The following is a 15254-nucleotide window of genomic DNA, read 5'->3' as shown; positions in this document are numbered from 1 at the left end:
GCCGAGACTTCAACCTGCGGATCGGTATCGGGTTCGCCCGACAGGTCCAGCATGTCGATCTCCAGTACCTGCAGCGCAGCAGCGCCGGGAATGCGCTCGCGCACCGCCGCCTGCGTCAGCACCAGGGCAATGCCACTGTCCTCGACCATGTGCGCCAGCCGGTCGGCCGGGTAATCCGGGTCCAGCGGCACATAGGCGCCACCGGCCTTGAGGATGGCCAGCAGTCCCACCACCATCTCCACCGAGCGCTGCATGGCAATGCCCACGCGCGTCTCCGGCCGCACGCCCAGGGCGATCAGGCGGCGGGCCAGGCGGTTGGCCTGGGCGTCGAGTTCGGCGTAGCTGAGAACGTGGTGCTCGAAGGACAGCGCCTGCGCCCCGGCCCGCGCCAATGCCTGGCTGGCGAAGCGGCCGTGCAGCGTCTGCGCTGCGGCCGGCCGGCCGGCAGGCAGGGCAGCGGCGCGGCCCCATGCCTGCTGCCTGTGCAGTTCGGCCGCGCCCAGCAAGGCGACTTCGCCCACCTTGCGGGCCGGATCATCGGCCAGCGCCTGCAGCATGGCCACATAGTGGCCGGCCAGCGCGCCGATGGTGGCGGCCTCGAACAATTCGCGGGCATAGGTCAGGCGCAGATGCAGGCAGCCCTGCGCATCCTCGGTGGTGTCCACGGTCAGCTCGAACTGGGCGCCCTGGCCCTGCAGCGCATATTCCTGCAGCTCCAGCCCAGGCAGTTGCTGCAGCGCGCTGCGGTCCTGGCGCTGGTGGTTGAACAGCACCTGGAACAGCGGCTGGGTGCCGGCGTTGCGTTCGGGCTGCAGCGCCTCGACCAGTTGCTCGAAGGGCAGGTCCTGGTGGGCCTGCGCGCCCTGGGCGGCCTGCCGGGCCTGGTCCAGCAGCTGCGCCAGTCCCATGCGCCCGTCCAGCGTGGCGCGCAGAACCTGGGTGTTCACGAAAAAGCCCACCGTGCCCTGCGTTTCCACCCGGTGGCGGTTGGCAATGGGCACGCCCACGCGAATGTCTTCCTGGCCCGTGTAGCGGTGCAGCACGGCCTGCAGGCCCGCCAGCAGCAGCACGAACAGCGTTGCGTCCTGCGCCTGGGCGCGGCGGCGCAGGCTGCCGACCAGTTCGGCCGGCAGCTGCAGGCCATGGCTGGCGGCCACATGGTCCGCGCCGGGCCGGCGCGGGTGGTCGGTGGGCAGTTGCAGCACGGGGTGCGTGTCGCCCAGCTGGGCGCGCCAGTAGGCCAGTTGCCGCTGCCGCTCGCCGGCCTCCAGCCACTGGCGCTGCCAGGCCGCGTAGTCGGCGTACTGCAGCGGCAGGGGTGCGGCCTGCGGCACCTGTCCCTGGCACCGTGCGCGGTACTGCTGCACGAATTCATCCACGATGATCTGCATGGACCAACCGTCGGAGACGATGTGGTGCAGGGCCACGACCAGCAGATGCGCCTCGGCCGACTCCCGGATCAGGCCCACGCGCAGCAGCGGCCCGGCCTGCAGGTCGAAGGGCCGGCGGTGCACGGCGGCCGCCGCCTCGTGCAGTTGCTCCTGGCGCTGCGCAGCGGGGAGTTCGGACAGATCCGTTTGCTCGACCCGCACACCGCCCTGTGCGGCAATCACCTGCACCACCTGCCCGTCCCCGCCCATGCGGAACACCGTGCGCAGCGACTCGTGGCGCGCCACCAGCGCGTCGAAGCTTTGCTGCAGCGCCAGCACATCGAGCGTGCCCAGCAGACGCAGCGCGCCGCTGATGTGATAGGCCGTACCGGCCGGCTCCAGCTGCCACAGGAACCACTGGCGCAATTGCGCAAAGGACAGCGGCAGCGGGCCACTGCGGTCGGCCCTGGGCAGGGGCGCCGCGCCTTCGGTCTGCTCAGCCCCGGCGACCGACCCCTCCACCAGCCGTGCCACACCCGCGGGCGTCTTGCCCGTGAACAGCTGCTTGGGCGTGAGCTTGACGCCGCGCTTGCGGGCGCGCGCCACCAGCTTGAGCGCGAGGATGGAGTCCCCGCCCAGCGCGAAGAAGTCGTCATGCCGGCCCGCGCGCTCCAGGCCGAAGAGGTCGGCCCAGACGGCGGCCAGCGCCTGCTCGGCCTCGCCTTGGGGCGCCTCGAACAGGTCGGCGGCCGCCTGCTCCGGCACGGGCAGGGCCTTGCGGTCGATCTTGCCGTTGGCCGTCAGGGGCATGCCTTCCAGCACGGTGATGCTGGCGGGCACCATGTATTCGGGCAGCGCCTGCGCCAGCGCTGCGGCCCACCCCGGCCTGTCGGCGGGAACGCCCGCCTGGGGCACGGCATAGGCATGCAGCTGCATGCGCCCGTCCCCACCCGCATCCCCATTCCCGTCCAGCCGCGCCACGACTTCGGCCTGGGCCACGCCGGGCACGGCCTGCAGCGCCAGCGCCACCTCGCGCAGCTCCACGCGGTAGCCGCGCACCTTCACCTGGTCGTCCATGCGGCCCAGGAACTGCAGGCTGCCATCGGCCAGCATGGTCACGCGGTCGCCGGTGCGGTACAGGCGCTCGCCCGGCTGGAACGGGCTGGCCACGAAGCGCTCCGCCGTCTGCCCGGGCCGGAGCTGGTAGCCGCGCGCCAGGCCCGGCCCGCCCAGGTACAGCTCGCCGCTGGCGCCCAGGGGCACGGGCTGCAGGTCGGCATCCAGCACCAGGGCGCGGCTATTGGCCAGCGGCCTGCCCACGGGCAGGCTTTCGCCGCCGCGCAGCGCCTCGTCCGCCTCCTGGGTGAGGATGCCCACCGTGGTTTCGGTGGGGCCGTAATGGTTGAGCACGCGGCAGCCGGGCCTGAGCGCGGCGATGCGGTCGATCAGCGGCCAGCGCGTGGCCTCGCCGCCCAGCACCAGGCGGCTGGCAGGCAGCACGTCAGCGGGCATGCCGGCATTCAGCAGCCCCTGCAGATGGCTGGGCACGATCTTGAGCACGTCCACGCGGTGCTCCGCCATGTAGCGCGCGAAGCCGTCGGGGTCGAAGGCCAGTTCGGGCGCCATCAGATGCAGCGCGCGCCCCGAGCACAGCGCGCCGAACAGCACGGTGTGCCCCAGGTCCGCCGCCACGGTCGAGACCATGGCCATGCTGCGCGCCGCCTCGGGCAAGTCCAGCCGCTGCAGCACGGCCTGCACATAGTGGGCCAGCGCCCCGTGGCTGACGACCACGCCCTTGGGCTGCCCGGTCGAGCCCGAGGTGTAGATCACATAGGCGCCCTGTGCGGAATGCGGCGGCGCGGCCGGCGGCGCCTGCCCCGCAATGCACGGCTCCTGGCAGGCATTCAGGTCCAGGCTCAGCAGGGGAACGCCCGCGTCCCAGGCGGGCGCCTGCTGGCAGAGCATCAGCACCGCGCCGCTGTCGCGCAGCTGCCAGGCCAGCCGCTGCGCCGGCAGGCCGGGGTCCAGGGGCACACAGGTGCCACCGGCCTTGAGCACGGCAAGCAGGCCCAGCACAAAGGCGCAGCTGCGCTCGGCATGCAGGGCCACGCGCACATCGGCCCCCACGCCGCGCGCCACCAGGGCCCGGGCCAGCTGGTCGGACTGCCGGTCCAGCTGCGCGTAGCCCAGGGCCGAGCCTGCGTCCCTGACCGCCGTGCCATCGGGATGGGCCCGCACGGCGCGCGACCAGAGCTCCAGCACGCTGTCGGCGCCAAAGGCCTGCACCGGGCCTGCAGACTCCGACACGCGGCCTGGCAGCGACAGCTCGCACAGCCTGGGCTGCCTGTCGCTGATTGCGCCGGTGACCTGCCGCGCAAGGTCCTGGAACGCGGCGGCCATGTCACGCACCACGGCTTGGTCGAACAGTTCATGGGCGTAGATCAGCACGCAGTCGATGCCGTCCTGCCGGTCGGTGAAGTCCAGGCTCAGGTCGAAATGCGCCTGGCCGCTGGAGACGGCCTGCATGGCGATCTCCAGGCCGGCGATGTGGCGCGCGGCCGAGGCATCTTCCTGCTGGGTGCACTTGACCTGGAACAGCGGGTGAACGCCCGGCTGGCGGGCCGGCTGCAGCGCCTCGACCAGCAGGTGGAACGGCAGGTCCTGGTGGGCCTGCGCGCCCAGCACCGCCTCGCGCACCTGCGCCAGCAGCGCGCCGAAGTCCTGCGCGGGATCGATGTGCGTGCGCAGCACCAGCAGGTTCAGGAAGTAGCCGATCAGCCCATGCGTCTCGGCCTTCTGGCGGTTGGCCACCGGCGTGCCCACGCGCAGCTCGCGCGTGCCGCTGAAGCGGTACAACACCAGCTTGAGCAGGGCCAGCATCACCATGAACAGCGAGGCGCCATGCGCGCGGCCCAGGGCACGCACGCGGGTGGCCAGCGCGGCGGGCAGCGTGAACTCCAGGCGCTGCTCCTGTGCTTCCTGCACGGCCGCCCTGGCCTGCTTCATCGGCAGGGCCAGGGCCTCGTGCTCGGTGCCCAGCCGGGCGCGCCAGTAGGCCAGCTGCCGCTCGCGCTCACCGGCATCGAACCAGCGGCGCTGCCAGACGGCATAGTCGGCGAACTGCAGGGCCATGGCCGGCAGGCGCGATGGCTGCTGCGTGCGCAGGGCCTCGTACAGGTGGAACAGCTCCTCGACCACGATGCCGTTGGACCAGCCATCGCCCGCAATGTGGTGCAGCGACAGGCCCAGCACATGCTCCTGCGCGCCCAGCCGGCACAGGACGGCGCGCAATGGCGTTTCCATGTCCAGCGCAAAGGGCTGGCGGGCCAGCAGCAGCACCTGGCGCTGCGCCTCGGCCTGCGGATCGCCGTCCGTCCATGCACCCAGATCGACATGGCGCAGGGGCACGGGCGCGGCGGGCTGGATGGACTGCCGGGGCTCGCCGTCCTCGCCGGCCGGATAGCAGGTGCGCAGGATCTCGTGGCGCTCGGCCAGGGCCTGCAGCGCCTGCTCCAGCGCCCACGCATCCAGCGGCCCCTTGAGCGACAGCGATCCCACCATGTTGTAGGCGGGGCTGGCGGGCTCCAGCCGCCAGGTGAGCCAGAGGCTGCGCTGGGCGGGGGACAGGGCAATGGCCAGCGTGCGGTCGCAGCGGGTGATGGTGTGGGCCGTGTTGCGGGTGTCGCCGTTCGGCAGGCCACCTGCGCCACCTGCGTCGGATGCAGCGGGTGCGCCGGATGCACCCCGGAGCCTCAGGGCCAGTGCGGCACGCTGCGCATCGGACAGGCGGGACTTGCGGGAATCGAGATCGTTCAGGGACATGGTGGTCTTCTCACGCAGATGCGAAGGCGGCAAGGGCATCGCCTTCATCGGTAACGGTGGCCTCGATCTCCTCGATCAGCCGGGTCTCCACCAGCACGGCCAGCTCGCCGACGGTGGGGGCCTTGAAGAAGGCCGCAGGGTGCAGCTCGACACCAAAGCGCTTTTTCACGCGGCCCAGGATCTGCAGGGCCAGCAGCGAGTCGCCGCCCAGCTCGAACAGGTTGTCGTCCACGCCCACCGGGGCAATGCCCAGCATGTCGGTCCACAGCGCGGCCAGGGCCTGCTGCAGTTCGCCTTCGGCCGCGACGTAGGCGGTCTGCAGCGCCGGGCGCGGATGGCCGCCACGGGCCTGCGATCCGTTGGCAGGTTCGGCGACGGCTTCGGCGGCAGGTTCTGCCAGCGCATCCACCAGCCCGGCATCGATCTCGCCCAGGCGCTGCCGCAGGTCGGTGGTGGAGATGACCACCTGGTGCGGCACATCGCCGTTGACGATGCGCTCGAACACCGCTGCCGCTTCTGCGCCGCTCCAGCCTATGCCCTCAGGAATGCGCATGCCGGCGGCCATGCCCAGGTCACGCCAGGCGTCCCAGTCCACGGAGATGACGGGCCAGGCGCGCTGGCGGCTGGCCAGTGCCGCCAATGCATCCATGCAGGCATTGGCGGCGGCGTAGTCGCTCTTGCCCAGGCCTGCGGTGAGGCTGGAGATGGACGAGCACAGCAGCACGAAGTCCGGCGCCTGCACGTCCTGCGTGCCCAGCGTGCCCAGCAGGTCCAGCAGCAGCCGGGTGCCGCGCAGCTTGGGGGCGAATACGCGCTCCACGCTGTCCCGCGTGCGGGTGGCCAGCATGCCGCTGTCGGCATGGCCTGCGGCATGGACCACGCCATGCAGGGCGCCAAAGCGCTGGTGCGCCTGCGCCAGCGCCGCCTGCACCTGCGCGGCGTCGGCCACATCGGCGGCCAGGGTCAGCACCTGGGCGCCCTCGGCCTCCAGGGCCAGCAGCTGCAGCAGTTGCTGGCGCAGGGTGCTCGGCTGCCCGTCATCGGCGGCCAGTGCCTCCCATTGGCTGCGTGCTGGCAGCGCCGTGCGGCCCAGCAGCACCAGGCGGGCCTGCCAGTGCGCGGCCAGATGCCGGGCCAGCGCCAGGCCCACGCCGCCCAGGCCGCCCGTGATCAGGTACACGCCCTGCCTGCGCAGGCGCGGCGCCGCGGCGTCCTGCCATTGCAGGGGCTCGTAGGTCTTGCGCCAGCGGTGGGCACCGCGCAGGGCGATGGCCGTGTCGGCCGTGCGAAGCCCATGCGGCGCGCGGGCTTCGTCCAGCAGCTGGCGCGCCAGCCGGGCCTGCATTGCGGGCGAACCCGCCTGCACCACATCGACGAAACGGCAGTCGATGGACGGGCATTCCTGCCCTATCGCCTTGCAAAGCGGCAAGACGGCGGCCATCTCGGGGTTCAGCGCTTCCGCTCCGGTCACATCTTCCGAACCGCCTGCGGCCACCAGCAGCAGCCGCCGTGTGCGCGGGCCTCCAGCGCCGTGCGCACGGGCCTCCAGCGCCTGCGCCAGGGCCAGCACGCTGTGAAAGCCGCGCTCCAGCGGCGCAGGGGCGGCCGCGTCCATGGCCCACAGGTGGTAGATGGCGCCCACGGGGCCGAACTGCGCCTGCACCGCATCGAGCAAGTCCTCGCAATCGCGGCGCTCGCCGGGGCGCACGGCATGCCGGCCCGGGGCCAGGCAGGCGGGGGCGGCGCCCGCTTCCACGCAGACCACATCGGCGCCCTGCGCGCGCAATGCGTGCACCAGGGCCTCGGCCGTGGCACTGCCGTCGCCAAACACCAGGGCCACCTGGGCTGCGGCGGCAGCGGTGCCTGCCGCCAACTGCAGAGGACTGCGCTGCCAGGCGGCTGCGTAGAACGGACCCGCAGTCGCCGAGGGACCTGCCGTGCCTGCCGCTTTCGGTGCATCGCCACCCTGCCCCGCAGCCTGCACCCAGAAAGAGCGGCGCTGGAAGGCATAGGTCGGCAGCGGCACGCGCCGGCCTGGCAGCCCGCCCCGGCAGGCAGTCCAGTCGATGTCCACGCCCGCGCACCACAGTCCGGCTACGGCCTGCGCCAGCAGCTGCGCGCTGCGTGCGGTCTGCTGGGGATGGGCCTGGCTGGGCCAGATGCCGGCCGCCGTGGCGGCGCGCGCATGCTGGCGGGCCAGGGCGACAAGGGCCTGGCCGGGGCCCACCTCCAGCAGCACGCGGCCCGGCACGCTCAGCAGCTCGTCCAGCCCGTCCGCAAAGCGCACGGTATGGCGCAGGTGGCCGGCCCAGTAGGCGGGGCTCATGGCCTGCTCGGCCGTGATGGGCTTGCCGGTCACGCTGGAGATGAAGGCCAGGCGCGGCGCATGCCGGGGCACGCTGGCCACCACCTGCTCCAGCTGCGCCAGCAGGGGCTCGGTCATGGCCGAGTGCGAGGCCACGGCAATGTGCAGCCGGCGGGCGGTGATGTCGCGCGCGCGCAGCGCCCCTTCGGCCGCCTCGATGGCGGCCAGCGGGCCGGACAGCACGCACAGGCGTTCGCCGTTGACGGCACCCAGGTCGCAGCCCGCATCCAGCAGCGATTGCAGCTCGGCCTCAGCCAGGGGCACCGAGGTCATGGCGCCCTGAGGCAGCGACTGCAGCAGGCGGCCGCGCGCCGCGACGATGCGCAGGGCATGCGGCAGCTCGAACACGCCGGCCAGGCAGGCCGCCACATACTCGCCCAGGCTGTGGCCCAGCATGGACACGGGCTGCACGCCGCGTGCCATCCACATCCGGGCCAGCGCATAGCCGATCACGAACAGCGCCGGCTGGGCCTTGTCCATGGCGGACAGCGCCGCGTCGGCCTCCACCTCTTCACCCGGGGCGGGGAACAGCCACTGGCGCAGGTCCCAGCCTGTTTCGGCCTGCAGCAGCTCGCAGCAGCGGTCCACCTCCTGCCGGAATACACCGCCGTCGCGGTACAGGTCCAGGCCCATGTTGGCGTGCTGCACGCCCCCGCCCGGGAAAAGAAAGACCACGCCGGGCGGCTGTGCCGGCACCTCGGTGGCCTGGCCTGGCGGCGCAGCAGCAGCAGCAGCAGCAGCAGAGAGGTGCAGGCCCTCCACCGCCATGCCCATGCCGTCGGCCACCACGGCACGGCGATGGCCGAAGGCGCGGCGGCCCTGCTGCAGGGTGTGGGCCACATCGTCCAGCGACAGGCCGCTGCCGGCCTGCTGCAGATGGGCAGCCAGGCGGCGCGCCGACTCATCCAGCGCACGGGGGCTGCGAGCGGACAGCGGCAGCACCTGCCAGCCCCGGGCTGCATCCGCCTGTGTAAGGGAAGGGGCGGCAGAGGTGGCAGGGGCGGCAGCAGCCTCCTGCAGCACCACATGGACATTGGTGCCGCCAATGCCGAAGGCGCTCACGCCCGCGCGGCGCGGTGTGGCCGCCTGGGGCCAGGGCCTGGCCGCGGTGTTGACATGGAAGGGACTGCGCTCGAAGTCGATCTGCGGGTGCGGCCGCTCGAAATGCAGGCTGGGCGGCAAGGTGGCATGCCTGAGCGAGAGCACCGTCTTGATCAGGCCCGTGACACCGGCGGCCGCATCGAGATGGCCGATATTGGTCTTCACCGAGCCGATGGCGCAGTAGCCCCTGCGCTGCGTGCTGGCGCGAAAGGCCTGGGTCAGCGCCGCGATCTCGATGGGGTCGCCCAGCGCCGTGCCCGTGCCATGGGCTTCCACATAGCCGATGGTGTCGGCCGGCACGTCCGCCAGGGCCTGCGCCGCGCGCACCACGGCGGCCTGGCCGTTGACGCCGGGCGCCGTGAAGCCCACCTTGTCTGCGCCATCGTTGTTGGCGGCGCTGGCCAGGATGACGGCGTGGAGGGTGTCGCCGTCGCGCAGCGCATCGTCCAGGCGCTTGAGCACCACAATGCCCGCGCCGCTGCCCTGCAGCGTGCCTGCGGCCTGGGCATCGAAGGCGCGGCAATGCCCGTCCGGCGAGAAGATGGCGCCGGCCTGGTAGCGGTAGCCGCCGTTTTGCAGCAGGTTGAGCGAGACGCCCCCGGCCAGCGCCATGGCGCATTCATGGCCCAGCAGCGCCTGGCAGGCGGTGTGCACCGCCATCAGCGAGGTCGAGCAGGCCGTCTGCACGGTGACGGCCGGGCCGCGCAGGTCCAGCTTGTAGGCCACGCGCGTGGCCAGGGCATCGGCCATGTTGCCGCTCATCAGACCCAGCAGATCGGCGACGTGGGCGCCAGGGCCCGGCGCATGGCGGGGCAGCAGATGGCGCATCAGGTAGACGCTGGCGCCCGTGCCCGCATACACGCCGATGGCGCCGGGATAGCGCCGGCCCTCGTAGCCCGCATGCTCCAGCGCCTGCCACGCGCATTCCAGGAAAAGGCGGTGCTGCGGGTCCAGCTGCTCGGCATCGCGCGGGGTGTAGCCGAAGAAGTCGGCATCGAAGAGGTCCATGCCGGCCAGCGGCACGCCGGCCTTCACGTAGCCGGCATCGTCCAGCAGGGCCTGGGGCACGCCCAGGGCGCGCAGCTCATCGTCGCTGTAGCGCTTCACGGACTCGACGCCGTCACGGATGTTGGCCCAGAAGCTGTCGATGTCGTCGGCGCCCGGAAAGCGCCCGGCCATGCCGATGACGGCGATCTCCAGGCCGGTGGTTTCGGAGGAAGAAGACATCAGAGGGTCCTTTCGATGTGGCGCTTGCGCTGCAGCAGCGCCTCGCGGCGGCGCTGGGCCGCGTCCATGCCGTCCCGGGCGGCGGCCGCCTGCGCGGCGCCCTCGCCCTCGCCCTCGCCCTCGCTATCTGCGCCCTGCTCGATGCACCGCGCCAGGGCCGACACCGTGGGGTGCTTGAAGAGATCGACCAGGGACAGCTCCCGGCCCAGCCGCGCCTCCAGCAGGCCATGCACGCGGATGAGCTGCAGCGAATGCCCGCCCAGGTCGAAGAAGTTGTCGCTGGCGCCTATGCGCTCCACGCCCAGCACCTGGGCCCAGAGGGCGGCAATGGTCGCGGCCACGCCGCCTTCGGGCGGCTCGTAGGCCTGGTGCTCCAGGGCCGGCAGGGCGGGCGCCTCGGGCAGCGCCTTGCGGTCCACCTTGCCATTGGCGTTCAGGGGCAAGGCATCCAGCACGGTGATGGACGAGGGCAGCATGTAGTCGGGCAAGGCTGCGGCCAGCGCGCTGCGCAGCGCGGCCATGTCCAGGGTCTGCCCCTGCTGCACCGAGACAAAGGCGGCCAGCCGCGCGCCGTCGGCCGCCTGGCGGGCCACCACCACAGCCTCGCGCACGGCGGGGTGGGCCAGCAGTTGCGCCTCCACCTCGGCCAGCTCGATGCGAAAGCCGCGGATCTTCACCTGGTGGTCCACGCGGCCCAGGTAGTCGATCTGGCCGTCGCCGCGCCAGCGCACCAGGTCGCCCGTGCGGTACAGGCGCTCGCCCGTGCGGCTGGCGGGATCGGCGACAAAGCGCTCGGCGCTCAGGCCCGGCCGCCGCCAGTAGCCGCGCGCCAGGCCCACACCGCCCAGATACAGCTCGCCGGCCACGCCGCGCGGCACCTCGTTGAGCGCGGCATCCAGCACATGGGTGCGCAGCCCGGCCACGGGGCGGCCTATGGGCACGGACAACGCGCCCTCGTCCCGGCAGTCCCACCAGGTGACCTCGATGGCCGCCTCCGTGGGGCCGTAGAGATTGAGCAGGCGGGTGCCGGGGAAGGCCTGCAGCACGGCCGCCTGCAATTCGGCGGAAAGGGCCTCGCCGCTGCAGATGATGCGCTGCAGTCCCTGGCAGGTGGCGGCCGCCGGGTGCGCCATGAAGGCCTGCAGCATGGACGGCACGAAGTGGATGGTGCTGACCTGGTGGCGCGCTATCAGCTCGGCCAGGCGCCGGGGATCGCGGTGGTCGCCGGGGGCGGCCAGCGCCAGGCGTGCGCCGGTGGTCAGCGGCCAGAAGAACTCCCAGAAGGAGATGTCGAAGCCGAAGGGCGTTTTCTGCAGCACCGTGTCGCCCGGGCCCAGCGGCTGGTGCATCTGCCCCCACGCCAGGCGGTTGCACAGCGAACGGTGGCGGTTGGCCGCGCCCTTGGGCCGGCCCGTGGAGCCCGAGGTGTAGATGACATAGACCAGGCTGTCGCCATGCAGAGCAACGGCCGGGTTGTGGGCCGGCATGTCCTGCAGCCGGGACGCCAGGCCCGGCACATCGACCAGTCGGGCCCTGCAGCTGGCCGGCAGGCGGTCCCGCACCTGCGGCTGCACCAGCACCAGGGACACGCCGCTGTCCTCCAGCATGTAGGCGATGCGGTCGGCCGGGTGCTCGGGGTCGATGGGCACATAGGCCGCGCCGGCCTTCATGATGGCCAGCAGCCCCACGACCATCTCGATGGAGCGCTCCATGGCAATGCCCACCGGCACGCCGGGCCGCACGCCCGATGCGATCAGGTGATGCGCCAGTTGGTTGGCGCGCGCATTGAGCTCGGCGTAGCCCAGCGTGGCCTCACCCAGGCACAGGGCCGGGGCATCGGGGCTGCGCGCCACCTGCTGCTCGAAGCGGCGGTGCACGATGTCGCCGCCGTGCAGGACCTGGTCATTGCAGCTCCAGGCCGCCAGTTGCTGGCGTTCGTCGGGACCCAGCAGCGGCACCTCGTCCACGGCACATTGGGGCTGCCGGGCGAGGGCCTCCAGCATGGCCGCATAGTGGGCGGCCAGGCGCTGCATGCTGCCCGGCTCGAACAGCTCGCGGGCATAGACCAGGCTGATGCCCAGGCTGCCATCGGAGCGCTCGCGCACTTCCACGGTCAGCTCGAACTGCGCATCTGCGGCCGCCAGCGGCTGGCCGGCCACGGTCCAGCCCGGCACCTGCTGCAGCGCGTGCCAGTCCTCCACCAGATGATTGAAGAGCACCTGGAACAAGGGGCTGTGCGCCAGGCTGCGCTGCGGCTGCAGCGCCTCCACCAGCTGCTCGAACGGCAGCGCGTGGTGGGCCTGCGCGCCCTGCGCCGCCTCGCGGGCCTGCTGCAGCACGTCGGCCAGGCGCATGCGCCCGTCGATGCGGTTGCGCAGCACCAGGGTGTTGACGAAAAAGCCGACCACGCCCTGCAGGTCGGCATGCGCGCGGTTGGCCACGGGCACGCCGACGCGGATGTCCTCCTGCCCCGTGTAGCGGTACAGCAGCGCCTGCCATCCTGCCAGCAGCAGCGTGAAGAGCGTGTCTGCCTGCTGGCGGGCCTGCGCGCGCAGCGCCTGCAAGGTCGCGCCGGACAGCTCGAAGCCGTGCCGTCCCGCCCGATAGCGTGCCAGCGCCTGGCGCGGATGGTCGGTGGGCAGGGCCAGCACAGGCTGGGCCTCGCCTGGGGGCACCTGCAACCGTTCCAGCCAGTAGGCCAGCGAGGTCTGCTGGCCTTGCTGGGCCTGTTGAGCCTGCTCCCGCTGCCAGACGGCGTAGTCCACATACTGCAGCGCCGGGCCGCTGTTCGGGGCGCCGGAATACAGCGCCGCCAGATCGTCCAGCAGGATCTGCATGGAGGCGCCGTCGGAGACGATGTGGTGCATCACCAGCGCCAGGATGTGCTCATGGGCCTGCAGCCGCACCAGGCCAGCCCTGGCCAGCGGCCCCTGCTGCAGATCAAAGGGCTGGGCGCACAGCGCCTGCAGCCATTGGGCGGCGTGCTCCTCGCGCTGCGCGGGCTTGCCCTGCGCGGCCTGCGCGGCATCCAGCCACTGCGGCTCCAGCCTGCCCTGGGGGTCCAGGCGCTGCTCGACCTCCCCATCGGGCCGGGCGTTGAATACCGTGCGCAGCGAACCGTGCCGTTCGGCCAGGCCCTGCACGGCCGCACGCAGGGCGCCTGCATCCAGCGGCCCGGTGATGCGCAGGGCGCCCTGCACGTGGTAGGCCGTGCTGCGCGTATCCATCTTCCAGAGAAACCATTGGCGCTGCTGGGCCGGCGTCAGCGGCAGGGGCATGGCGCGACGGGCCTCGGCCAGCGGGGCAATGCGCTGCAGCGCCATGCCCGGCTGGCGCTGTTGGCGCAGCCGGTCGATGTCCTGCGCCTGGTCGCGCAGCCGCGGGTGCTCGAAGACCCGCCCGGCCGGATACTCCAGGGACCATTGCCGGCAGATGCGCGCGGCCAGCCGCACGGCGGCCAGGGAGTTGCCGCCTTGCGCGAAGAAGTTGGCCTCGCCGACCGGCCCGGGCTGCGCATCGCCACCGAGCACCTCGCGCCACAGGCCGGCCAGCGTGCCTGTGGTGGGATCTGCCGCGCCCGCCTCCTGTGGTGCCTGGCTGCCGCCGTCCGCGAAGCGGCCCGACTCGAACACGGCCCAGGCATCCAGCGTGCGCGCGGACCAGCCCTGGCGGCAGGCTGCGCGCTGCAGCTTGCCGCTGGAGGTGCGGGGCAAGGCGCCGGGGTTGAGCAGCACGACAACCGTGGGCGCCTCGCCGCACTGCGCGCCCACGGCGGTGCTCAGGGCATCGACCAGGGCCTGGGCCGGCACCAGTTTTTGCATGCCGAATGAGACTTCGGCAGCAATGCCTATGCCTTCCCGGCCATCGATGTCCACCGCAAACGCGGCCACGCGCCCCTTGCGCACGGCTTCGACCTCGGCCTCGACCACGCGCTCGATGTCCTGCGGGTAGAGGTTGTGCCCGCGCACGATGATCAGGTCCTTGATGCGGCCCGCCACATGGACCTGCCCGCCGTGCACGAAGCCCAGGTCGCCCGTGCGCAGCCAGCGCCGGCCTGCATGCTCGACAAAGGCCTGCTGCGTTTGCTGCGGCTTGCCCCAGTAGCCCTGGCTGATGCTGGGGCCGTGCGCCCAGATCTCGCCCACGCGGCCGGGCTCCAGCACCTGCAGGCTGTGCGGATCGACGATGTTCACCGCATGGCCGGGAACGGCGGGGCCGCAGCCCACCAGCGCGGTGGTCTGCGAGGCGCCGGGGCTTTCCTCGGCCCGGCCCTGGCCCAGGGCCCCGGTATCGAAGGACGTGATCGTGGCGCCCGCGCCGCAACTGCCGCCGGTGATGAACAGGGTGGCTTCGGCCAGGCCGTAGCAGGCATAGGCCGCGTCGGGCCGCAGGCCGCAGGCGGCAAAGCGCTGCGCGAAGGCCGTGACGGTATCGGCACGCACGGGCTCGGCGCCGGTGTAGGCCAGCCGCCAGCTCGACAGGTCCAGCTGCGCCAGCTGCGACGGCTTGATGCGCTCCAGGCACATGCGGTAGGCGAAGTCGGGGCCGCCGCTGATGGTGGCGCGGTGGCGCGAGATCAGCTCCAGCCAGCGCACGGGGCTTTCCAGGAAGAGGCGCGGCGAGGTCAGCACCAGCGGCAGCCCGCTGTACAGCGGCTGCAGCAGGCCGCCGATCAGGCCCATGTCGTGGTACAGCGGTGCCCAGGACATGAAGCGGTCGCCCGCACCGATGTCCATGCGCTGCTGGATGGCGGCCTCGTTGGCGATGAGGTTGCCGTGGCTGACCATCACGCCCTTGGGCGCCGAGGTGGAGCCCGAGGTGTATTGCAGGAAGGCGATGTCGTCGGCAGCCGGCGCATGGGGCCGCCAGGCGTCGGCATCGGCCAGGTCCACCTGGTCGGCGGCCACGGCGGCAATGCTGCCAAAGCGCGCATCGGCGCCGGGCAGGGCCTGCATCACTTCAGCCGTGCTGATCACGCAGGCCGCATCCGCGTCGCCCACGATGCCCAGCAGCCGCTCCAGGTGCTGCACGCGCAGCGATTCCAGCGGCGGCACCGGCACGGCGATCACGCCCGCGTAGAAGCAGGCCAGCATGCTGGCGGCGTAGTGCTCGTCGTTGTCCATCATCACCAGGGCGCGCGCGCCCACGGGGCACAGCTGCTGCAGCCGGGTGGCCAGCGCACGCACGCGGCGGTCGAACTCGCCATAGCTGTGGCTGCGCTCGACCACGCGGCCGTCCTGCACGGCGGCCACGGTGAGCCAGATGTCGTCGGGCCGCTGCTGCGCCAGGCCCCTCAGATGCTCGACCAGGCTGGCCGGCGCCCGGCCTGCTGCCGCGATTGCACTTTGTCCACTCAGCATGTCAGCTGC

3 protein-coding genes are annotated in these 15254 nt (G+C 72.3%); all 3 read right to left on the bottom strand.

Going from position 1 to position 15254, the window contains the following annotated elements:
* Positions 1–5192: amino acid adenylation domain-containing protein (locus ACF8ML_RS12190; RefSeq protein WP_392408083.1), on the bottom strand; the 5192-nt coding region annotated here is incomplete at its 3' end.
* 10 nt (positions 5193–5202) lie between these two features.
* Positions 5203–9885 (bottom strand): SDR family NAD(P)-dependent oxidoreductase, encoded by a 4683-nt coding sequence (locus tag ACF8ML_RS12185; RefSeq protein WP_392408082.1) that lies wholly within the window; start codon positions 9883–9885, stop codon positions 5203–5205.
* Entirely contained in the window at positions 9885–15245 is a 5361-nt protein-coding gene (locus tag ACF8ML_RS12180; RefSeq protein WP_392408081.1) for an amino acid adenylation domain-containing protein, read from the bottom strand. Before ACF8ML_RS12180 ends, ACF8ML_RS12185 begins: the two co-directional genes overlap by 1 nt.
* Positions 15246–15254: the final 9 nt, after the last annotated feature.

It is taken from the genome of Delftia sp. WSY_10 (genome assembly GCF_043104705.1).
Taxonomy (GTDB): domain Bacteria; phylum Pseudomonadota; class Gammaproteobacteria; order Burkholderiales; family Burkholderiaceae_C; genus Comamonas; species Comamonas tsuruhatensis.
This window is presented reverse-complemented; position numbering and strand designations above follow the sequence as displayed.

What these genes read in the sequence shown, in the direction of transcription:
- ACF8ML_RS12180 (WP_392408081.1), bottom strand. Translation starts at nt 15,245, where the DNA reads ATGCTGAGTGGACAAAGTGCAATCGCGGCAGCAGGCCGGGCGCCGGCC.
- ACF8ML_RS12185 (WP_392408082.1), bottom strand. Translation starts at nt 9,885, where the DNA reads ATGTCTTCTTCCTCCGAAACCACCGGCCTGGAGATCGCCGTCATCGGC.